Source organism: Anaeromyxobacter paludicola, assembly GCF_023169965.1.
In the GTDB taxonomy this organism is placed as follows: Bacteria; Myxococcota; Myxococcia; order Myxococcales; family Anaeromyxobacteraceae; genus Anaeromyxobacter_B; species Anaeromyxobacter_B paludicola.
On sequence record NZ_AP025592.1, the window covers coordinates 3,383,827 to 3,403,550 of the forward strand.

Consider the following 19,724-nt stretch of genomic DNA (forward strand, 5'->3'; position numbering starts at 1 on the left):
CCGGCCGGCGCGAGGCGCGGCCCGGGGCGGGTGATTAAGGAAAGGCGATGCAACTTGCCCACGTTCCTGCGGAAAAGCGGTACGGGTTCAAGGAGGGCTGGCTCGAGACCCGCTGGCACTTCTCCTTCGACCACTACTACGACCCCGCGAACGTCCGGTTCGGCGCGCTGCGCGTCTTCAACGACGACCGGATCGCGCCCGACTCCGGCTTCGACCGCCACCCCCACCGCGAGATGGAGATCGTGACCGTGATGCTGGCCGGGACCCTCGAGCACCGGGACAGCTCGGGCGGCTCGGCGCGGCTCGTGGCCGGCGATGTCCAGCGCATGTCGGCAGGGACCGGGATCGCCCATTCGGAGCGGAACCCTAGCAAGAGCGAGGCCACCCACCTCTTGCAGATCTGGGTGCTGCCCGACACCCCCGGCCTCCGCCCCGGCTACGAGCAGCGCCGGTTCGAGCGGGCCGCGCGCCGGGGGCGGCTCGAGCGCGTCGTCACCCGCGACCCCGGGCCGGGCGAGCTGAAGATCCACCAGGACGTGGATTTTTACCTGGGCACCCTGGTGCCGGAGGTGGAGCTGGAACACCGCGTCCGGCCAGGGCGGCGGCAGTACCTGTTCGTCATCGAGGGGGCGGTGGCGCTGGACGGGACCCGCCTGGAGGAGGGGGACCAGGGCCGGATCACCGGCGCCGAGGCGCTGCGGCTCCGGGCGCTGGGGAAGGAGGCGGAGGTGATCCTGATCGACCTCGCGTGAGCCGCGGCCCCTCCCGTCCCTCCCCCGCTTCGCGGGAAAGGGGAAGCGGCGCGCGTCGTGGGCAGCTCCGGGGCGACCGCGCTGCCCTCCCTCCCCGCCGGGCGGGGAGGGTCGGGGAGGGGCGGCCAGCGGGAGCCTAGACGTCGAGCGGCAGGTACACGCTCGCCTCGGCCCCGCCGCCGTGCCGGTTCTTCACGTCGATGCGCCCGCCGTGCGCCTCCACGATGCGGCGCGAGATGGCGAGCCCGAGGCCGGTGCCGTGCGGCTTCCCGGTGGCGAAGGGGGTGAAGAGCCGCGGCAGCATGGCGTCGGAGATCCCGGGCCCGTTGTCGAGCACCGAGAGCCGCATCATCGGCCGGCTCCGGCCGCTCGCCTCGCGCAGCCGGAGCGGCGACATGGTGGTCTCGAGCACCACCTCGGGCGCGGAGGCGCCGGCGACCGCCTCGACGGCGTTCCGCACCAGGTTGAGCACCACCTGCGTGAGCTTCTCCTGGTCGGCCCTCACCGATGGCAGCGAGGGGTCGAAGCGCTGGACCAGCTTGACCGGGTCGGCCCCGGGGATGCCGCGCGCCAGCAGCATCACGTCGCCGAGCACGGTGTGGACGTTCACCGGCCCGGTGGCGAGCGCGGCCGGGCGGGCCAGGTCGAGCAGCTCGCGCACCAGCCCGTCCACCCGCTTCGCCTCGCGGGCGATGACGAGCGCGTACTGCCGCGCGGGCCCCTCGGCCTCGCGCGCGAGCAGCTCCGCCGATCCCTGCAACCCCGCGAGAGGATTCTTGATCTCGTGCGCCAGGCCGGCCGCCAGCGCCTCGAAGTCGAGCGCCCGCTCCCCCTGTCGCGGCACGCGCATGGCGATGACCGCGCCGGCGCAGGTGGGCCCGTCGAAGAGCGGGCTCGCCTCGGCGCCGATGGAGATGCCGCTGTCGTGGGGGGCCGGGAAGTCGATGCGCGCCCCCTGCTGCGAGACGCGCACCCGCTCCGCCAGCATCGCGAGCTGGGCGCCGCCGGGCAGGGCGCGGGCCGGCAGGCCGACCGCCCGCTCGCGGCTGTGCCCGAAGAGCTCCTCCGCCGCCGGGTTGACGTGGAGGACGCCGCCGTCGGCGCCCACCACCACCACCGCGTCGCCGAGCGAGTCGAGCGCCGCCCGGGCCAGCGTCGCCGGGAGCGCCGGGAGCTTGGGGGCTCTCGCCAACGGCTAGAGCGCCTCTTCGCCGCGCTCGCCGGTGCGGATGCGGACGACCTCCTCCACCGGGACCACGAAGATCTTGCCGTCGCCGATGCGGCCGGTCTTGGCGGCGCGCTCGATCACCTCGACCACGCGGCCGACGAGCTGGTCGGAGACCACCACCTCCACCTTGACCTTGGGGAGGAAGTCCACGACGTACTCGGCGCCCCGGTAGAGCTCGGTGTGCCCCTTCTGACGGCCGAAGCCCTTCACCTCGGTGGCGGTGAGGCCGGCGACCCCGACCTCGGAGAGCGCCTGCTTCACCTCGTCCAGCTTGAACGGCTTGATGATGGCTTCGACCTTCTTCACGGCTCACCTCTACGGGAAGTTGGCGGTGTGGATCCGGACGCTACGCTGGCGGTGTGGATGGGGTCAAGGTTCTCCGCCGGGCGTTCGGGGTGCAACCGGCAGGCCACGACCCGCTACACTGTTCGACGACATGAGAGAGGTCTCCTTCGCCCTCGCCGCGGCGGCGGCGCTCGCCCTGGCCACCTGGCTCCACTACCTGTTCTGGAGCTGGCGCTTCCGGCTGCCGGGGCGCGAGGACGCGCTGGTCTTCGCCGACACCCGCGACGGCTGGCGGCTCGCCCTCGCCCGGCGCCGCCCGCGCGGCGCCCCGCGGGCGACCCCGGTCCTGCTCTGCCACGGCCTGGCCGCCAACCGGGGCGCCATGGACTTCGGCCTCGTCCGGTGGTCGCTCTCCGCCTTCCTCTCGGCGGCCGGGTTCGACTGCTTCGCGCTCGACCTCCGCGGGCACGGCGCCTCCCGCCCGACCCGGAGAGGGCTCCCGCGCGACTGGACCTTCGACACCTACGTCCGGGAGGACGTGCCGGCGGCCCTCGACGCGGTGCGCCGGGAGACCGGCGCCGCCCGCGTCCTCTGGGTGGGGCACAGCCAGGGCGCGCTGCTCGGGCTCGCCGCCTGCGCGCTCTACCCCGAGGCGGTCGCCGGTGTCGTCGCGCTGGCCGCCCCGACCCACTTCCGGTCCCAGCGCCCGCTCCTCCCGCCGGAGCGGCTCGCCATCCGGCTGCTCGCGCGCGTGAACCGCTTCCTGGCGCGCTGCCTCGCGCCGTTCTCCGGCTTCTGGCACCCGCCCATCTCGGAGGTGGCCATCAACGGCCGCAACGTGTCGCGGCCCGTCTTCCGGCGGGTGCTCGCGAACGTGGTCGAGGACATGCCGCCGGGCGTGCTCCGGCAGTTCGGCGACTGGGTGGCCCACGACCGCTTCGCGGCGGCGGACGGCGCCGCCGACTACCGCGCGCTCCTCGCCCGCTGCCGGCAGCCGGCGCTCTTCGTCGCCGCGCACCGGGACAAGCTCGCGCCGCCCGAGGTGGTGCGCGCCGCGCGCGACCTCTGGGGCGGCGAGAAGGCCTACCTCGAGATCGGCCTCGCGGGCGGCCACGCCTGCGACTACGGCCACTCCGACCTGCTCTTCGGCGTCCGGGCGCCGGAGGAGGTCTTCGGTCCGGTGCGCGACTGGCTCGCCGCCCACGACGCGCCGGCGAAGGCGCTGGAGCGCGGCGCGTGACGGCGCTCGCGCTCGCCCTGGGCCTCGCGCTCGCCGCCGGCGGCCCGGCGCCCCTCGCGTGCCCGCCGGGCGCCGCGGTGGCCGGGGCGGCGTACCCCGACGGCTTCGAGCAGTGGTGCGAGAAGCCCGACGACGCCGGGCGCCCGCAGAAGCACGGGCCGTACCGGACCTGGTACGACGACGGCGCGCCGCAGCTCGCGTCCACCTGGAAGATGGGACGGCTCGACGGGCCGTTCGTCGAGTACCACCGCAACGGCAAGAAGGCGCGCGAGGGGGCCTGGCGCGACGGCGAGAAGGACGGCCGCTGGACCACCTGGTTCGAGGACGGCCGCCCGGCGGAGGAGGCCGGCTACGACCGCGGGATCCTGCACGGCCGCTTCGCGACCTTCTTCGCGGGCGGAGGGAAGCGCGTCGAGGGGCGCTACTGCCACGGCATCCAGTGCGGCCGCTGGACCACCTGGGACGAGGGCGGGCGCGAGCTCGGGCGCATGGACCACGAGGAGATCCGGAGCGAGCCTTGAGGGGCGCCCGCGGCCTCAGGCGTGCATCCAGCGGTCCTCGTCGCGGGCCGCGAGCCCCTCGCGCTCGAGCTTGAGGAGCGTGGCGAGGCAGCTCCGCTCGGCGGCCGGCAGCATGAGGCGCGGCGCGTCCGGGTAGGCGCGGGCGGTCACCTCGGCGAGCGGCGCGGGCGGCGAGAGCGCGGCCAGGATCCGGTCCTCGCGCTCCTGCCGGTGCGAGAGGTAGCCCTCGAGCTTCGCGACCGCGTTGGGGGCGGGCGAGCCGTGCGCCGGGAAGAGCGTGCGCGGCGCGAGGTCCACGAGCCGCGCGAGCTGCCGCTGGTACTCGGCCATGTCGCCGTCGGGCGGGTCGATCACCACGGTGGAGAGGGTCGAGACCATGTCGCCGCAGAAGAGGGCGCGGGTCCGCTCGTCGTGGAAGCAGAGGTGGCCGGAGGCGTGGCCGGGCGTGTGGAGCGCGCGCCAGCGGCCGTGGAGGAGCGCGGCGTCCCCCACCGGCTCGCCGCCGCGACCGAGGTCGCCGAGGAGCTCGAGCGTGCGCGGGTGCGCGAGGAGCGGCAGCCCCCGCGCCCGCAGCGCGGCGACGCCGCCGACGTGGTCGGGGTGGTGGTGGGTGAGCCAGATCTCCCGCGCCCGGAGCCCCTCGCCGGCGAGGTGGGCGAGGAGCGCGTCGAGCCGGGAGAGCTCCGCGGGCTCGCCCGAGCCGGGATCGACGAGCGCGAGCCCGCCGTCGCCCGTGTCGAGCAGCCAGCAGTTGGTGTGCGTCGCCGGCGGGAGCGTCGGGGTGCGCAGCGCGCAGAGGAACACGCCCTTCTGGAACTCGATGCGGGCCGGGACGTGGGCGGCGCACTCGGGCGGCTCGCGCATCGCCTCGGCGGCGCGGTCGGGCGGGTGGCGGGCGAGGCAGGTGACGGCCCAGAGGTTCGGCGGGTGGAGCAGCGCGTCGCCGCGGGCCCAGCGCGCCAGCGCCTCGACGGCGGGGATGAACTCGCCGCCGGAGAGCTCGCCGGGCCAGACCTCCGGGGCCTCGCCCGCGGGCAGGGGCGCGAGGAAGAGGCGCGCGTCGTAGCGGAGCGGGAGGAAGTGCGGGGTGATCCAGCGGCCGGCGCGGGTGAGCAGCGCGGCGTCGAGCGTGAGCCGCTGCGCCTCGAGGAAGCGGGCGAAGAGGGCCGCGTCGGTCGGCTCGCCGGCCCCCTCCGGAGCTCCTCCGCGCGGCGGGGGAGAAGAGAGCCCCGCGCCGCCCGGAACCGGCACGCCAGCCGTCGCGAGCCGGACCGTGGAGGCCTCGAGCAGCGCCCGCCGGGCGGACTCGCGGGCCGCCGCCGGCACCCGCTCGGCGCCGCGCGCGAGGAGCACGCCCGTCTCCTCGAACAGCTCCCGGCAGGCGCAGGCCACGAGCGCCGCCTGCTCGCCCGCCGCGCCGCGCACCGGCAGCTCCCGGTCGGCCGGGTCGAGCCGCCCGCCGGGGAAGGCGTGGAAGCCGCCCGCGAACCGGAGCGGCTCGCCGCGCCGCACCCAGTAGAGCTCGCGCCCCTGCGGCCCGGCGCGCCAGAGCACCACCGCGGCGGCGGGCACGGGATCGGTCGGGGGCGGGGCGGGGGGCAGGCCGGGGAAGGTGGCGCTCATGTCGCGGGACGAGGGCTGCGCTGCACCTCGAGTGTAGCGCCCCGTCACGAGATCCGCACGACCTCCTCCTGCACCTTGGAGAAGACCTGCGGCCCGTCGCCGGTCATCACCACGTCGATCTCGCTGCGCACCCCGAGCCCCTGCTCCGGCAGGTAGATGCCCGGCTCGATGGAGAAGGCGAGCCCCTCGATGAGGAGCCGCGTGTCGTGCGTCTCGAGGTCGTCGAGGTTGGCGCCGTCGCCGTGGACGTTGGAGGCGCCGATGGAGTGGCCGGTCCGGTGCAGGAACCGGTCGCCGTAGCCGCGCGCGGCGATGTGGTCGCGCACCACCCGGTCCACCTCGCAGCCCTGCAGCACCTTCTTCGCGGCCCAGGCCTCGCGCAGCGCGGCGAGCCCGGCGTCGCGGGCGCCGGCGGTCACCGAGAAGATCTCCTGGAGCTTCTCCGGCGGGCGGTCGCCGCAGAAGGCGACCCAGGTGATGTCGGCGTAGGCGTCGTCCGGCTTCTCGCCCTTGGCCCAGAGGTCGATGAGCACGAGGTCGCCCTTCCGGATGGGCGTGGGGCGCGTCTCGGAGGGTTCGTAGTGCGGGTCGCCGGCGTGGCCGTTCACCGCCACGATGGGCGCGTGGTCGGTCTGGAGCCGCGCCCGCGCGAACTCCTGCATCAGGAAGCGCTGCACCGCGGTCTCGGTGATCTCGCGCCCCGCCTTCTGTGCGAGGCCGATCTGCTCGAAGGCGGCGTCCTTGGCGTCGTCGATGGCGCGCAGCGCGCGCACGTGGCTCGCGAGCTGGTGCGGGCTCCAGCGGCAGAGGAAGCGCTGCACCAGCTCGGCCGAGGAGACCACGCTCACGCCGAGGGCGCGGATGAGCTCGAGCGTCCCGGCGTCCACGCGCGAGAGGTACGGGATGGTCGCGAGCGGGCAGTACTCCATCGCCACCTGCGGCCGCGGCGGCAGCGCGCCGACGAGCCGCTCGAGCCCGGCGCGGAGCGACTGCCACGAGGTGTAGGCGAGCCGCTCGCCGGGGACGTCCTTCGGGAAGCTCCCGAGCTCGATGGCGTGCACGAGGAGGCGCGGCGGTCCCTCCACCGGCACGAGGTAGAACCAGCGCCGGGTGAGCATGTGGCCGCCGAGGCCGAGCGCGTCGCGCGCCGTCGGGTTCTGGCCGTGGAAGTCGTAGAGCAGCCAGCCGTCGAGTCGCTCTTCACGCAGCGTCTTCTGCAGGGCGGCGATGTCCATGCGGCCGGATCTACCGCCGCCGGGCGGCGGACGCTACTCCCCGCTGCGCGGGGCGACCGGCGGGTGCACCTCGTGGAGCCGCATCGAGTTGGTGGCGCCGCGGATCCCGAGCGGCGAGCCGTAGACCAGCACCACGCGGTCGCCCGGCCGGGCGTGCTCCTCCTCGAGGAGCCGCTGCGAGACCATGTCGCTCATCACGTCCGGGTCGATGACCGGCGCCATCACCTTCGGCACCACCCCCCAGTAGAGCGAGAGGCGGCGGCGGATCGACTGGTCGGGGGAGAAGGCGATGATCGGCACGCGCGGCCGGCCGTGCGCCAGCAGCCGCGCGGTGTCGCCCGAGAGGGTGAAGCAGCAGATGGCGGAGGCCCGGGCCTCCTCGGCGGCGCGGACCGCGTTGGCGGCGATGACCGGCGGGAACCCGCCCTGCACCGCCGGCGCCTGGTAGCGCAGGTAGTACTCGGAGGTGAGGCTCTCCTCGGTCTCGCGGACGATCCGGTCCATCATCTGGACCGCGAGGAGCGGGTACTTGCCGCTCGCGGTCTCGCCCGAGAGCATCACCGCCGAGGCGCCGTCCCAGATGGCGTTGGCGACGTCGCTCGCCTCCGCCCGCGTGGGCCGGCTGTGGTCGATCATCGAGTTGAGCATCTGGGTCGCGACGATGACCGGCTTCCCGGCGGCGTTGGCGCGCCGCACGATGTCCTTCTGGATCGACGGCACCCGCTCCGGGAGGATCTCCACGCCGAGGTCGCCGCGGGCCACCATGAGGCCGTCGGCCGCCTCCAGGATCGCGTCGATGTGCTCGATCGCCTCCGGCTTCTCGATCTTGGCGATGATCGGCACCACCCGGCCGGCCGCCTCCATCTCGCGGCGGCAGAGCGCCACGTCCTCCGGCGAGCGGACGAAGGAGAGGGCGACGAAGTCCACGCCGTGGGTGATGCCGAAGGCGAGGTCGTTCTTGTCCTTCTCGGAGAGCGCGCTGGTGCGCAGCGCGACCCCCGGGAGGTTGATGCCCTTGTGCTCGCCGAGCCACCCGCCCTCGACCACCTCGCAGCGGACGCGCACGCCGTCGGTGTCGAGGACCCGCAGCTCGATGAGCCCGTCGTCGATGAGGAGCCGGTCCCCGGCGCGCACGTCCTTCGCCAGGAACTCGTAGGTGGTGGAGACGAGGCTCGCGTCCCCCGCGACCTCGCCCGCGGTGGTGATGACGAGCTCGGACCCGTTCTCGAGGGTCACCCCGGCCTTGCCGGCCTTGAGCGGGCCGGTGCGGATCTTGGGCCCCTGCAGGTCCTGCAGCACGCCCACCGCCTTGCCGAGCTGGCGGGAGGCGGCGCGGATCCGGTCGAGGCTGCGGGCGTGGTCGTCGTGGCTGCCGTGGGAGAAGTTGAGCCGGGCCACGTCCACGCCCAGCTCGAGGAGCTTGCGGATGGTGTCGAGGTCGGAGGAAGCGGGACCGAGGGTGGCGACGATCTTGGCGCGGCGCATCGAGGGAGGGTTTTTATGCGAGCGGGCCCGGGCTGGCCAACGCTTTCGCGGGCTCGCCGCGGTCCGGGCGGGCGCACGGGAGGCTCGCGGCGGGCCGGTTGCGCCGGCCCGGCCCGGGCGGCTACCCTCCGCCGCCTTGATCCTGCCCCGCGACTTCTACGCCCGCCGCGACACGCGCGCCGTGGCCCGGGCCCTGCTCGGCAAGGTGCTCGTGCACCTCGACGGCGGCGTGCGGCGCGCGGCGCGGATCGTGGAGACCGAGGCGTACCACGGGCCCCGCGACCAGGCCTCGCACGCGCGCTTCGGGCCGACGCGGCGGGCCGCGGTGATGTTCGGCCCGCCCGGCGTGGCGTACGTCTACCTCATCTACGGGCTCTCCCACTGCATGAACGTGGTGACCGGCGAGGAGGGCCACCCGGCGGCGGTGCTGCTCCGGGCGGGCGAGCCCCTGGAGGGCTGCCTCCACTCCACCCGCGGGCCCGGCAACCTCTGCCGCGCGCTCGCCATCCGGCGCGAGACCGAGAACGGGCTCGACCTCACCGGGCCGCCGCTGTTCCTCGAGGACGCGCCGCGCCCGCGCGAGCCCATCGTCGCCGCGCCGCGCGTCAACGTCGGCTACGCCGGCGAGTGGGCCGGCAAGCCCTGGCGCTTCCTCCTCGGCGGCAACCCCTGGGTGAGCCGCCCCGCGCCGCGCTAGAAAGGACCTCGTGCTCCACCTGCAGGGACAGGACAGCCGCGCCCTCGCCCGCGCGCTCGGCATCGAGCTCGCCGACGCGCGCCGGATCGTCGGCGCGGTGATCGGCCGGGGCGAGGGGCTGCGCGGGGCGCGCAACGTGCGGCGGGAGGTGCTCGACCGCGCCGAGCGGGCCGCCACGCCCGGCGCGCTCGCCTGCGACGCGGCGGTGGACGCGAAGGACGGCTTCCGCAAGTACCTCTTCCGCTGCCCCGACGGCGCGAAGGTGGAGGCGGTCCGGATCCCGCTCTTCGACACCCACTACACGATGTGCCTCTCCTCGCAGGCCGGCTGCGCGCTCGGGTGCGCCTTCTGCGCGACGGGACGCATGGGGCTCGCGCGCTCGCTCGCGTCCTGGGAGATGGTGGCGCAGTTCCTCCACCTGCGCGCCGACAGCGCGCGCCCCATCACCGGGGCGGTCTTCATGGGCCAGGGGGAGCCGTTCCACAACTACGAGGCCGTGCTCGCCGCCGCCTACGCCCTCTGCGATCCCTCCGGCGGCCGCATCGACCAGCGGCGGATCTCGATCTCCACCGCCGGCGTCGCCCCGATGATCCGGCGCTACACCGCCGAGGGGCACAAGTTCCGGCTCTGCGTGTCGCTCAACGCCGCCATCCCGGAGAAGCGGGCGGGGCTCATGCCTGTGGAGAAGGGCTACCCGCTCGACGAGCTGGTGGACGCGGTGCGCGAGCACGCCGCCGCGCGGGGCCGGGTGACGCTCGAGTACGTGATGATGGCGGGCGTGAACGTGGGCGACGACGACGCCGCCGCGCTGGGGCGGCTGCTCGCCGGCATCCCGGTGCGGCTCAACCCCATCGACGTGAACGACGCCACCGGCCGCTTCCGCCCGCCCTCGCCGGAGGAGTGGCGGACGTTCCGCGACGCCCTCGCCCGCGAGCTGCCCGGGCAGCCGGTGGTGCGCCGCTACTCCGGCGGCCAGGACGAGCACGCCGCCTGCGGGATGCTGGCGTCGCGGGGGTAGGGCGCGGGCCGCCGCGCCTCACGGCGCCTTGTCGTCGAAGAGCTCGAGGTGCTGCAGGAGCTCGAGCTGCCGGATCTCCTCGAGGTGCCGGAGCAGCTCCGGGTCGGGCTCGGGCGGCCTCCGATCGCGCTCCCGCTCGCGCGCGGCGGGGGGCGTCCCGCCGTCCGGCCGCTCCGGCGCGCCCGCGTCCGGGCGGTCCCGGGGCGGCGGCACGTCGGCGCGCGCGGGGCCGGCGAGGAGCGCCACGGCGGCTCCGCTCGCGAGCGCCGCGCGGAGCCGGCTCACCACCGCGGCACCACGTCCACGCCCAGCACCACCTTCGTCACCGGCGAGCCGCCCCCGAAGAAGTCGCCCGGCACGAGCACGTCCCCCTCCGCCGCGAAGGTGAGCCACTCGAGCGGCGACCAGGTGAGCTCCAGGTCCACCTCCGGCCCGTAGTCCTGCCCGCCGTAGGGCCCCGCCTGCGGGGCGAGGAGCCAGGCCGCGCGCGCGTCCACGCCGAAGTGGACGCTCGGGTCCCAGGTGACGTTCACGCCCGGGGCGACCACGCCGCGCCCGTTCACGCCCGGCGCGGTGGCCTGCCGCGCCGCGAAGCTCTCGGAGACGCCGCCCTGGAAGAAGATGTTGGTGGCGGTGACGTAGGGAGAGACGCCCAGGAACCCGCCGTAGCGGTCGCCCTCGCCGAGCCGCGCCTTCTCCGCCGGCGGCACGTCGCCCGAGAGGAAGACGAAGAAGCCGCCCACGCCCACGTCGTGCCCCACGTCGCGCTTGTAGCGGAGCGAGACCAGCTGCCCGAGCACGCTCGCCTTCACCGTCGAGGGGATGTCGCCGCCGCCGCCGGCCGGGAGCTGGAGGGAGAGGCTCCCCGCCGCGATCGCCGCCGTCCACCCGAGGCGGCCGCCGCGGCCGGCCACGAGGTCGCCGCTGGTGCCGGCCCAGAAGAGCGTCGCGTCCCCCGTCGCCTGCCCGGCGACGATGCCCGCGAGCCGCTGCTGCTCCGCCGCGAACGCCGCGCTCCCCTCGGCGAGCGCCTGCAGCCGCAGCGCCGAGCTCTCCACGTTGGCCCCGCGGAAGAGCTCCGCCACGTTCCCGCCCCGGTCGCGGAAGACCGCGGCGAACACCCCCGCGTGCTCGAAGAGCGACGGCAGCCAGTCGGCCCGGAGCACCAGCAGGGGCGAGAACGGGTCGAGCCAGGGGAGGTCGCGCCCCGGCTGGATGGCCGCGAGGCCCACGTCGAAGCTGGGGCCGATGGCGCCGAGGTCGAGGTCCGCCTCCACCCCCGTCGCCCAGTCGTCGAAGACGAAGCCGTCCGCCACCGTGAAGCGGCGCCGCCCGGCGCGGACGGTGGCGAAGCCGGCGCGGCCGAAGCTCGCGCTCACCCAGGCCTCGCGCAGGAAGCCGGTCCGGCTCGCCTCGTCGCCCACCGGCCGACCGTTCGCGGTCACCACCCCCGGCGAGAGGCGCGTCTCCGGCAGCGGCACCACCGGGTCGAGCACGCCGGTGCGCCGCCGGTTCACCACCACGACGCAGCGGCCGCTCCCGACCACGTCGAGCCCGGTGGGCGAGCTCGGGGTGAGGCAGACCGGCGCGGTGGCCGGGAAGGACTGGGCGCGCAGCTCCCCGGTGTCGAGGAGGAGGCCGAAGCGGACCGCGTCGCCGAGCCGGCCGTCCACCCCGGCGGCGGCGTAGGCCGAGCCCCACTGCTGCGAGTCCACCGGCCGCAGGTAATCCTTCACCTGCAGGGTCCGCAGCGCGCGGGCGTAGAGGACGTCCTGGAGCGGCGCGTTCTCCCGGTCGGTGAAGCGGCCGTGCAGCACGAGCCGCGGCACGAGCTCGAGGCCGGCGTCGTCGGCGCGCGCGCCCGCGGCGAGCGCGAGCGCGGTGAGCGCGGCGAGGAGCGGTCGCGGCGGGAGCGTCACGGGCGCAGTCTAGACCCGGCCGGCCCCGCGGGTCAGCGGCGCCGCGCGCCCCGGAGCTGGCGCCACTGCTCCCGCGCCTGCTGCCGCTCCGACGGGGACATGTCGCGCCAGCGGCGCAGGTTGTCGAGGTAGCGCTGCCGCTCGCGGGGCGACGCTTGGATGAGCTCCCGGAAGGCCTGCCGGAGCTGGGCGCGCCGCTCGGGCGACATCTCCTCGAAGCGCGAGAACCGGTCGAGGATCTCCCGCCGCTCCGACGGAGAGAGCTTCTGGAAGGCCTCGTAGTTCTTCTGGATGTCGGCGCGGCGCTCCGGCGGGAGCTGGTGCAGGCGCTCGAGCTTCTCGCGCAGGCCGGCCTTCTGCTCGGGGCTGAGCTTCTTCCAGCGCTCGAAGTCCTCCTGCGCCTGCTGCTTCTGCTCGGGCGTGAGCGCGTCCCAGGCCGCGCGGGCGCCGGCCGGCGGGTCCTCGGCGCGGGCGGCGGCCGGGAGCGAGAGGGCGAGGGCCAGCGCGAGGGCGAGCCGGCGCGTCACGGGCGCCTCCCGGCCGGCAGCTCGTCGAGGTGGCCGACCACCTCCACGTCCTCCGGCTCCTGCACGGCGTCGAGCCCGGCCACGAGCTCGTAGTCCTGGTAGAGGTCGAGGCCGCGCGCGAGCCGGTTCTGCTCGGCCCGGTAGTTGGCGACGGTGCCGATGACGAAGGCGAGCGTGAGCGCGCCGCCGGCGATGGGCACGAGGTTGCGCCAGCGCGCGCGCCGGAAGACGTCGAGGAGCCCGGGGCGCGGCGAGGGCTCGGCGTCGAGGCGGGCGTAGAAGGCGCGGGCGAAGCCGGGGGACGGCGGCGGCGGCGCGGGGAGCGCCGCGAGGAGCCGGAGCGCCCCCTCGAGCCGCTCCTTCTCGGCGCGGCACGCGGCGCAGGCCGCGAGGTGCGCCTCGACCTCCCGGACCCGCTCCGCGGGGAGCGCCCGGTCGAGGTAGGCGGTCAGCTCCTCGTCGAGGTGAGCGGTCACGGGCGGACCTCCTTCTCGGGGCCGGACCAGGGCGCGAGCGCCTCGGCGGCGGCGACGGTGGCGCGGTGCAGGAGCGACTTCACGGCGGAGACGCTGGTCTCGAGCACCTCGGCGATCTCCTCGTAGGAGAGCCCCTCGAGCCGGCAGAGCACGAACGCCGCCCGCTGCTTCTCGGGGAGGCGCGCCAGCAGCCCCTCGACGGCGCCCGCGAGCGCCTGGCCCATGGCCGCTTCCTCCGGGGTGGTCGCGCCGCCGGGGAGCGCGTCGAGGTCGGCCGGCTCGGACGGGACGCCGTCGGCGCGGGCCGGCTCGCGGGCGGCGTACTCGCCGCGGCGCAGCTCGTTCAGGCAGTGGTTGGAGGCGATGCGGTAGAGCCAGGTCTTGAAGCGGGCCGTCGGCTGGTAGCGGGCGGCCGAGCGGTGGACCTTGAGGAACACGTCCTGCGCCAGCTCCTCGGCCCGGGCGTCGTCCTTCACGTAGTGGTGGCAGAAGCGGACCATGGCGCGCCCGTGGCGATCGAACAGCGTCCGGAACGCCCGCTCGTCGCCGCCCTGGAAGGCCAGCATCAGCGCGGCATCGGGGTCCGAGGCCATCCGGCTTCCTCTAACACGGGGGACCGCGCCGGGTTGCGCCGGCGCGGGGCGGCTCAGTGGATCGCGGCGACCACCCGGAGGGCGTGCAGCGCCTCGTACGCCAGGAAGGCGACGGTGGCCGAGGCCGGGATGGTGAGCACCCAGGCCCAGATGATGCGACCGGCCACGCCCCAGCGCACCGCGCGGGTGCCGCGGGTGGCGCCCACGCCGACGATGGCGCCGGTGATGGTGTGGGTGGTCGAGACCGGGATGCCGAGGTGGGCCAGGGCGAGGATGGTCACGCCCCCGCCGGTCTCCGCGCAGAAGCCGTGCACCGGCTGGAGCTTGGTGAGGCTGTGCCCCATGGTGCGGACGATGCGCCACCCGCCGAAGAAGGTGCCGAGGGCGATCGAGGCGTGGCAGAGGATCACCACCCAGAACGGGACCCCGAACGGCCGGTCCTTCCAGATGGTGCCGAAGAGGACCACCGAGATGATGCCCATCACCTTCTGCGCGTCGTTGGTGCCGTGGCTGAAGGAGAAGATGCCCGCCGAGACGAGCTGCAGCCGGCGGAACCACCGGTCCACCTTGGCGCCGCTGGCCTTGCGGAAGATCCAGGCCACCACGAGCATGTTGAAGGTGCCGAGGACCATGCCGATGACCGGCGACAGCACGATGAAGGCGACGATCTTGCCGATGCCGGAGGGCACGAGCCCGCCCGGCCCGAGGGCCGGCAGGGTGGCGCCGATCATGCCGCCCGCGAGCGCGTGGGACGAGGAGGACGGGAGCCCCCACCACCAGGTGAGCAGGTTCCAGACGATGGCGCCCAGGAGCGACGCGAAGATCACCGACAGCACCGTCTCGACGCCCTGGGACTTGAGCGCGTCGAAGTGGATGATCCCCTTCCCCATGGTGTTGGCGACGCTCAGGCTGCCGAAGAAGGCCGCGATGAAGTTGAAGAAGGCGGCCCAGAAGACGGCGTAGAGCGGCGCCAGCACCCGCGTCGAGACCACCGTCGCGATGGAGTTGGCCGCGTCGTGGAAGCCGTTGATGAAGTCGAAGACGAGCGCGACGGCGATGAGCCCGATGACGATGGCGAGGAGCATGTCTGGCTGGGGTCTCCGGGGGCCTGGCGCCGGCGGGCGCTAGGCGTGCTCCAGCACCACGCCCTCGATCACGTTGGCGACGTCCTCGGCCCGGTCGGTGGCGCTCTCGATGAGGTCGAGGATCTCCTTCCACTTCATGACCGTCAGCGGGTCGGAGCCGCTCTTGAAGAGCCGGGCGATGGCCACGCGCAGCAGGGTGTCCGCCTGGTTCTCGCAGACGTTCACCTCCTTGCAGGCCTCGAGCACCGCCGGGTCGCGCACGTTGCGCAGCCCGCGCACGGCCTCCTGCATCCGCTGGGCGGCGGCGAGGAGCACGCCGGCGAGCTCGCGGGCCTCCGGGATCACCGGGCCGACGTCGTAGAGCCCGAGCCGCTCGCTGGCGGCGTCGGTCAGGTCGAGCACGTCGTCGATGCGCGACAGCAGCCGGTGGATCTCGGCGCGGTCGAAGGGCGTGATGAAGTGGGTGTGCAGCCGCTCGAAGGCGCGGTGGGTGATGTCGTCCGCGCGGTGCTCGACGTCCTTGATCGCCTGGCACTTCGCTTCGATGTGGGTGAAGTCGTCGAGCAGGTCCTTGAAGAGCCGCGCCCCCTCCACCGTGGCGGCTGCCTGCTTCTCGAAGTCGTCGAAGAACTCGTCCGACCTCGGCATCAATTTCTCGAGCACGTGGCTCCTCCTGCCCTGGGGCGCGCGGAAGATAGCGCGTCCGGGTGCGCGCGCAAAGGACGCGGTGACGCCGGGGGAGCGCGGCGCGGCGGCGCCCGGCGGGAGCGAGCTACCGGCCGAGCGGCTGCTTGCCGGAATGACTTGGAATGGCGGGTGCTTCGGTCGGGTCAGAGCGTCGAGGGCTGCCCGTCGGGCGTCTCGCCGGCGCGGCTCGCCGCGAGCCGGAAGCTGCGGCCGAGCGGCCGGTGCTGCGGGTGCGGCGACCGGGTGCGCTGCTTGTCGAGCTGCCGCTGCACGAGCCGCTTCAGCCGGTCGGCCGCGTCGAGCACCGCCTTGTGGAGGTCGTCCTGGAGGCTCTCCAGGTGGATGGCGCGGGCCCCCGGCATGCGGAAGGTGATGCGGGCCAGGCGGTCGAGCCCGCCCTTCGAGCCGTTCGGGTCGTCGAAGTGGATCTCGAGCTGGGCCGCGGCGTTGTCGTAGAGCCGCGCGAGCGGGCGCACGAGGTGCTGGCGGATGAAGGCCGTGAGCTCGCGGGGGGTGGCGATCTGGTGGGCGTGGATCGTGAGTTTCATGCCCCTAAGAAGGGGATGGCGGCCCGATCTTTCAACGAAGGACCGCTCCCTCTTGGGGCAGGTCCGGTCGTTTTCTTGACCGGCCGCTGGTTTGCCCCTTGCCCGGGGCCGAAGCGGGCACCAGCTTGAGGGAGAGGCCGCCGAGGGTGCAGGCGCGGGGAGAGGGTGGGGGGGAGCGGCCCCGCGAGGACCTGGGATGACGCTCGTGGACCAGATCCGTCGGCTCACCCCCAACCAGCAGAAGGCCCTGCGCGCCATCGACCGCGAGGAGCAGAACGCGGTCGCCCTCGAGAACCTCGAGGACGAGCACATCGCCGCGGAGGAGGCCTACCTGCGCCGCAAGGACCGGCTGCTCGGGCGCGAGGTGGCCGGGGTCTACGTCGAGATCGAGGCGGCCCGCGCCGCCCTGGCGACCGCGAGCCGCAAGCGGCAGGAGCGGTTCGAGGCCCGGCGGCTGGCGGTGCTCCACATGCAGGAGCGCCCCGGCGCGGCGCAGCTGGAGTTGATCTAGGGGCGGAGGGTCACCAGGGTCGCGCCCCAGCCCCCGCCGTCCTCGCCCGCCGGTCCGAACGCCGCGACCCGCGGGTGGCGCCGGAGCGCCGCCTCCACGGTCCGCCGCAGCGCCCCCGTCCCCTTGCCGTGCACGATCCGGACGGCGAGGAGGCCGCGCGCGTGGCAGGCGTCGAGGTAGTCCGCGACAAGCGCCGCCGCCTCCGCGGGCCGGAAGGCGTGCAGGTCGAGCGTGCCGTCGATGGGCAGCTCCACCGGCGGCGGCTCCGCGCCGTCCTCTCCCGGTCGGCTCACCCCGCCATCATACGGCGGAGCTGCGGCGCGCGCCCGCGGCCGGGGCGCCGAGGCAGGCGCGCACCTTCTCGCGCAGCGCCCCGACCTCGAACGGCTTCTCGATGCAGACGATGCCCGGCCCCTCGATGAACCGGCGCGCCGCCGGCGTGAAGGCGCCGCCGGTGAGGAAGACGACGGGCGGCGCCTCGGGCCCGAGCCGCAGGAGCTCGCGGTAGAGGTCCATGCCCGTCATCTCGGGCATGAGCACGTCGGAGATCACGAGGTCGAAGCGCTCGCCCTGCTCCACGAGCTCGAGCGCCGCCGCCGCGCTCGACACCACCGTGACGTCGTGCTCGGGGAGGAGCGCGCGCCGCACCGAGGCGCCCACCAGCGGCTCGTCGTCCACCACGAGCACGCTGCCGCGGCGGCCGGGGGAGAGCGGCACCACCGCGTCGGCCGCCTCGTCGAAGGCGGCGTCGGGGTCGGCGTGGAGCAGGACGCGGAAGGTGGCGCCCTTGCCGAGCGTGCTCTCCACCTCGAGCTCGCCGCCGTGCGCGCTCACGATGTTGTGGCAGATGGAGAGGCCGAGCCCGGTCCCCTCGCCCACCGGCTTGGTGGTGAAGAACGGGTCGAAGATGCGCTTGCGGTTCTCCGGCGGGATGCCGCAGCCGGTGTCGGCCACCTCCACCGCGACCCGCCCGTCGGGGCAGAGCCGCGTGGCGACGCGGATCTGGTTCTTCTCGGCGCCGCCCTCCGGGATGGCCTGGGCCGCGTTCACGAGCAGGTTCAGGAACACCTGCCCGAGCCGCGCCGCGCTGCCCTCCACCGGCGGGACCGCGCCGAAGTCCTTCACCAGCGTGGCCCGGTGCTTGATCTCGTTCCAGGCCATGCCGATGCAGGACTCGAGCACCGGCCCGAGGTGCACCGGCCCGCGCTTCGCCTCCTCGCCGCGCGAGAAGGTGCCGAGGTCGCGGATGATGACGCGCATCCGGTCGGAGCCCTCGCGCGCCTCCTGCACCGCCATCTGCATCTCGCAGAGCTCCTCCTCGAGCGCCTTGGCGGGGGGCGGGGCGCCCTGGCCCGCGGCGCCGGCCAGCTCGCCGAGCTTCTCGGCCACGAAGGAGAGGTTGGCCGAGACGTAGGCGAGCGGGTTGTTGAGCTCGTGGGCCACGCCGGCGGCGAGCGTGCCGACCGAGATCATCCGGTCGGCGAGCGCGAGCCGGCTCTGCATCTGCTTGCGCTCGGTGATGTCGCGCAGCACCGCGAGGTGCCGGCCGGGGAGGATGTCGGCGATGGTGGCGAACTCGACGTTCTTGGCGGGGCGCTCCGGCAGGCGCAGCTCGAGCGTCCCCTCGTGGCGGCCGCCGGCCGCGAAGCCCTCCGGGATCCCGGCGCCCTCGGGCGAGACCCCGGGCGGCGCCCGGCCGAGCAGCTCCGCCCGCGCCGTCTCGAAGATGGCGCACGCCGCCGGGTTGCAGTCCACCACCCGGCCGGAGCGATCCACGATCAGCATGCCGTCGAGGGAGGCGTCGAAGACCGCCCGCAGCTCGCGCGTCTGCCGGGCCAGGGCGGCCTCGGCGTCCTGGCGCGCCGCGGCGGCGGCGAGGATGCTCGCGACCGTCTCGAGCAGGTGGACGTCGTCGATGCCGAAGGCGGCCGCGCGGCGGGAGTGGACGCCGAGCACGCCGAGGTGGCGCTCCTTCCCGGGCACCACCACGGTGGCGCTCGACACCATCCCCTTCGAGGCGAGGAGCGGGTCCTGGAACCGGGTCTCGGCGGCGAGGTCGCCGCTGATCACGGGCTCGCTCCGCTCCAGCGTGTAGGCGGCCTGCGACGGGCCGCCGGGCTGGAGGGCGGGGTAGGGGTGCGGCCAGCCGATGCCGCCCTCCATCACGAGCCGTCCGTCGGGCGCGACGAGGAGGAGCTCCGTGAGCTCGGCGTCGAGGGTGTGGCAGGCGAGCCGCAGCGCGATCTCGACCAGGTCCTCGAACCGCTCGGTGGCGATGGCGATCTCGCCGAGGGCGGCGACCGCCGCCTGCTGCCGGGCCCGGGCGCGCAGCTCGCGCTCGGCGCGGCGGCGGGCGGTCACGTCGCGGCAGAAGGAGATGCGGCCGGTCTGCCGCCCCTCCTCGTCGCGGGTGGGCAGCGAGTAGAGCTCCACCGCCGAGCCGTCGAGCAGCCCGAACTCGCGCGTGGCGACGTGCCGGTCGGTCACGAGCGGCCGGGAGAAGGCGAGGAAGTCCTCGGGGCACTCGGTCCGCGGGGCGAGCAGCGCCAGCAGCCGCTCGCGGGCCCCGGGCAGCGTGGGCTCCAGGGCCTGCACCTCCTCCTCGGTGACGTTCCAGAGCCGGTGGAAGCCGCGGTTGAGCGAGAGGAGCCGCTCCTCCGGATCGTAGGCGACGAACCCGTCCTGCGCGGAGTCGAGCACCTCGTGCTGCCGGAGGAACTGCTCCTCGCGCGCGTGGCGGCTCGCGGCGTCCCGGAGCACGCAGACCGCCCCGGTGACCTCCTCGCCCTGGAGGATGGGGCGGCCGGCCCACTCCATCCAGCGGTAGGCGCCGTTGGCGCAGCGGATCCGCAGATCCACCCGCGGAGGGGAGCCGGTGGCGGGGAGCCGGGTCGGGAGCTTCTGGACGTCGTCGGGGTGGATGAGGTCGAGGCCCCGGCACGCGAGCAGGTCGTCCGGCGGGTAGCCGAAGAGCGTCTCCGCCGAGGGAGAGGCGTAGATGACGTCGCCGGCCCGCGAGACGATGCAGATGAAGTCGCTCGCGCACTCGGCCACGAGCCGGTAGAGCGTGCAGTTGCCGTCGTCGAAGGTGCGGGGGGGCCCGCCCGGCGGGCGCTCGTTCTCCGGAGTCTGCGACACGACCCGGGGCCATGCACGAGCCGTACTCCCGGCCCGGGTGGCCCTGCCGGGGAAAGAGGCTCCTGATCCCGAGCGCTTGGGCGGGGCGGCGCGGGTCGAGGGAGCGGGTGCGAACGCACCCAGGGTGCCACGACTCCCGCATCTGGGGGGCAGGGC

At 74.9% G+C, this 19,724-nt stretch carries 20 protein-coding genes and 1 pseudogene; 6 read left to right on the plus strand and 15 right to left on the minus strand.

Going from position 1 to position 19,724, the window contains the following annotated elements:
- Positions 1–47: 47 nt before the first annotated feature.
- Positions 48–752: a pirin family protein gene (locus AMPC_RS15150; protein ID WP_248342252.1), complete on the plus strand. Its 705-nt coding sequence runs from the start codon at positions 48–50 to the stop codon at positions 750–752.
- Positions 753–888: 136 nt separating this feature from the next.
- On the opposite strand, the gene AMPC_RS15155 is transcribed toward AMPC_RS15150, so the two are convergent.
- Positions 889–1,944 carry a two-component system sensor histidine kinase NtrB gene (locus tag AMPC_RS15155; protein ID WP_248342253.1) on the minus strand — a complete coding sequence of 352 codons (1,056 nt, stop codon included), beginning with the start codon at positions 1,942–1,944 and terminating at the stop codon, positions 889–891.
- 3 nt (positions 1,945–1,947) lie between these two features.
- Positions 1,948–2,286, minus strand: a complete 339-nt coding sequence (locus AMPC_RS15160; protein ID WP_248342254.1) for a P-II family nitrogen regulator — start codon at positions 2,284–2,286, stop codon at positions 1,948–1,950.
- A gap of 130 nt (positions 2,287–2,416) precedes the next feature.
- On the opposite strand from AMPC_RS15160, the gene AMPC_RS15165 reads away from it, so the two are divergent.
- Both AMPC_RS15165 and AMPC_RS15170 read left to right on the plus strand, forming a co-directional pair.
- A complete protein-coding gene (locus AMPC_RS15165) occupies positions 2,417–3,505 on the plus strand; it encodes an alpha/beta fold hydrolase (protein WP_248342255.1) in 1,089 nt (362 codons plus the stop codon).
- Positions 3,502–4,026: a toxin-antitoxin system YwqK family antitoxin gene (locus AMPC_RS15170; protein ID WP_248342256.1), complete on the plus strand. Its 525-nt coding sequence runs from the start codon at positions 3,502–3,504 to the stop codon at positions 4,024–4,026. The genes AMPC_RS15165 and AMPC_RS15170 overlap by 4 nt, the downstream gene beginning before the upstream one ends.
- A gap of 15 nt (positions 4,027–4,041) precedes the next feature.
- Here the strand turns inward: AMPC_RS15170 and AMPC_RS15175 are convergent, their stop codons facing one another.
- Genes AMPC_RS15175 through pyk form a run of 3 tightly spaced genes read right to left on the minus strand, consistent with a single transcriptional unit; the run spans position 4,042 to position 8,369 of the window.
- The gene (locus tag AMPC_RS15175; RefSeq protein ID WP_248342257.1) at positions 4,042–5,649 is read right to left on the minus strand and encodes an MBL fold metallo-hydrolase; all 1,608 of its coding nucleotides are present in this window, start codon (positions 5,647–5,649) and stop codon (positions 4,042–4,044) included.
- Between the two features lie 44 nt (positions 5,650–5,693).
- Positions 5,694–6,884, minus strand: a complete 1,191-nt coding sequence (locus AMPC_RS15180; protein ID WP_248342258.1) for a M24 family metallopeptidase — start codon at positions 6,882–6,884, stop codon at positions 5,694–5,696.
- A 33-nt stretch (positions 6,885–6,917) separates the two neighbouring features.
- Positions 6,918–8,369, minus strand: a complete 1,452-nt coding sequence (pyk, locus tag AMPC_RS15185; RefSeq protein WP_248342259.1) for a pyruvate kinase — start codon at positions 8,367–8,369, stop codon at positions 6,918–6,920.
- A 136-nt stretch (positions 8,370–8,505) separates the two neighbouring features.
- Here pyk and AMPC_RS15190 point away from each other — a divergent pair.
- Positions 8,506–9,150: pseudogene (locus tag AMPC_RS15190) on the plus strand (DNA-3-methyladenine glycosylase); the annotation flags it as partial.
- Entirely contained in the window at positions 9,077–10,084 is a 1,008-nt protein-coding gene (locus AMPC_RS15195; protein WP_248342261.1) for a radical SAM protein, read from the plus strand. The pseudogene AMPC_RS15190 and the gene AMPC_RS15195, both read left to right, overlap by 74 nt.
- An 18-nt stretch (positions 10,085–10,102) precedes the next feature.
- Here AMPC_RS15195 and AMPC_RS15200 read toward each other — a convergent pair whose 3' ends face one another.
- The 8 genes from AMPC_RS15200 to AMPC_RS15235 all read right to left on the minus strand — a co-directional run bounded on the left by AMPC_RS15200 (position 10,103) and on the right by AMPC_RS15235 (position 15,919).
- Complete coding sequence (locus AMPC_RS15200) at positions 10,103–10,369, minus strand: hypothetical protein (RefSeq protein WP_248342262.1); 267 nt, start codon at positions 10,367–10,369, stop codon at positions 10,103–10,105.
- Positions 10,366–12,003, minus strand: a complete 1,638-nt coding sequence (locus AMPC_RS15205; protein ID WP_248342263.1) for a hypothetical protein — start codon at positions 12,001–12,003, stop codon at positions 10,366–10,368. Before AMPC_RS15205 ends, AMPC_RS15200 begins: the two co-directional genes overlap by 4 nt.
- 32 nt (positions 12,004–12,035) lie before the next feature.
- Complete coding sequence (locus tag AMPC_RS15210) at positions 12,036–12,530, minus strand: DUF3106 domain-containing protein (protein WP_248342264.1); 495 nt, start codon at positions 12,528–12,530, stop codon at positions 12,036–12,038.
- Entirely contained in the window at positions 12,527–13,006 is a 480-nt protein-coding gene (locus AMPC_RS15215; RefSeq protein WP_248342265.1) for an anti-sigma factor, read from the minus strand. The genes AMPC_RS15210 and AMPC_RS15215 overlap by 4 nt, the downstream gene beginning before the upstream one ends.
- Complete coding sequence (locus tag AMPC_RS15220) at positions 13,003–13,599, minus strand: RNA polymerase sigma factor (protein ID WP_248342266.1); 597 nt, start codon at positions 13,597–13,599, stop codon at positions 13,003–13,005. The genes AMPC_RS15215 and AMPC_RS15220 overlap by 4 nt, the downstream gene beginning before the upstream one ends.
- 53 nt (positions 13,600–13,652) lie before the next feature.
- On the minus strand, positions 13,653–14,684 hold the full coding sequence (locus AMPC_RS15225; protein ID WP_248342267.1) for an inorganic phosphate transporter: 1,032 nt from the start codon (positions 14,682–14,684) through the stop codon (positions 13,653–13,655).
- 39 nt (positions 14,685–14,723) lie between these two features.
- Positions 14,724–15,347 (minus strand): DUF47 domain-containing protein, encoded by a 624-nt coding sequence (locus AMPC_RS15230; protein ID WP_248342268.1) that lies wholly within the window; start codon positions 15,345–15,347, stop codon positions 14,724–14,726.
- A gap of 167 nt (positions 15,348–15,514) precedes the next feature.
- Entirely contained in the window at positions 15,515–15,919 is a 405-nt protein-coding gene (locus AMPC_RS15235; RefSeq protein WP_248342269.1) for an HPF/RaiA family ribosome-associated protein, read from the minus strand.
- A 196-nt stretch (positions 15,920–16,115) separates the two neighbouring features.
- Between AMPC_RS15235 and AMPC_RS15240 the strand changes: the two genes are divergently transcribed.
- The gene (locus tag AMPC_RS15240) at positions 16,116–16,430 is read left to right on the plus strand and encodes a hypothetical protein (protein ID WP_248342270.1); all 315 of its coding nucleotides are present in this window, start codon (positions 16,116–16,118) and stop codon (positions 16,428–16,430) included.
- On the opposite strand, the gene AMPC_RS15245 is transcribed toward AMPC_RS15240, so the two are convergent.
- Together AMPC_RS15245 and AMPC_RS15250 are read right to left on the minus strand one after the other, a co-directional pair.
- The gene (locus AMPC_RS15245) at positions 16,427–16,723 is read right to left on the minus strand and encodes a Smr/MutS family protein (RefSeq protein ID WP_248342271.1); all 297 of its coding nucleotides are present in this window, start codon (positions 16,721–16,723) and stop codon (positions 16,427–16,429) included. The genes AMPC_RS15240 and AMPC_RS15245 overlap by 4 nt on opposite strands.
- 7 nt (positions 16,724–16,730) lie before the next feature.
- Positions 16,731–19,568 (minus strand): hybrid sensor histidine kinase/response regulator, encoded by a 2,838-nt coding sequence (locus AMPC_RS15250; protein WP_248342272.1) that lies wholly within the window; start codon positions 19,566–19,568, stop codon positions 16,731–16,733.
- Positions 19,569–19,724 lie beyond the last annotated feature (156 nt).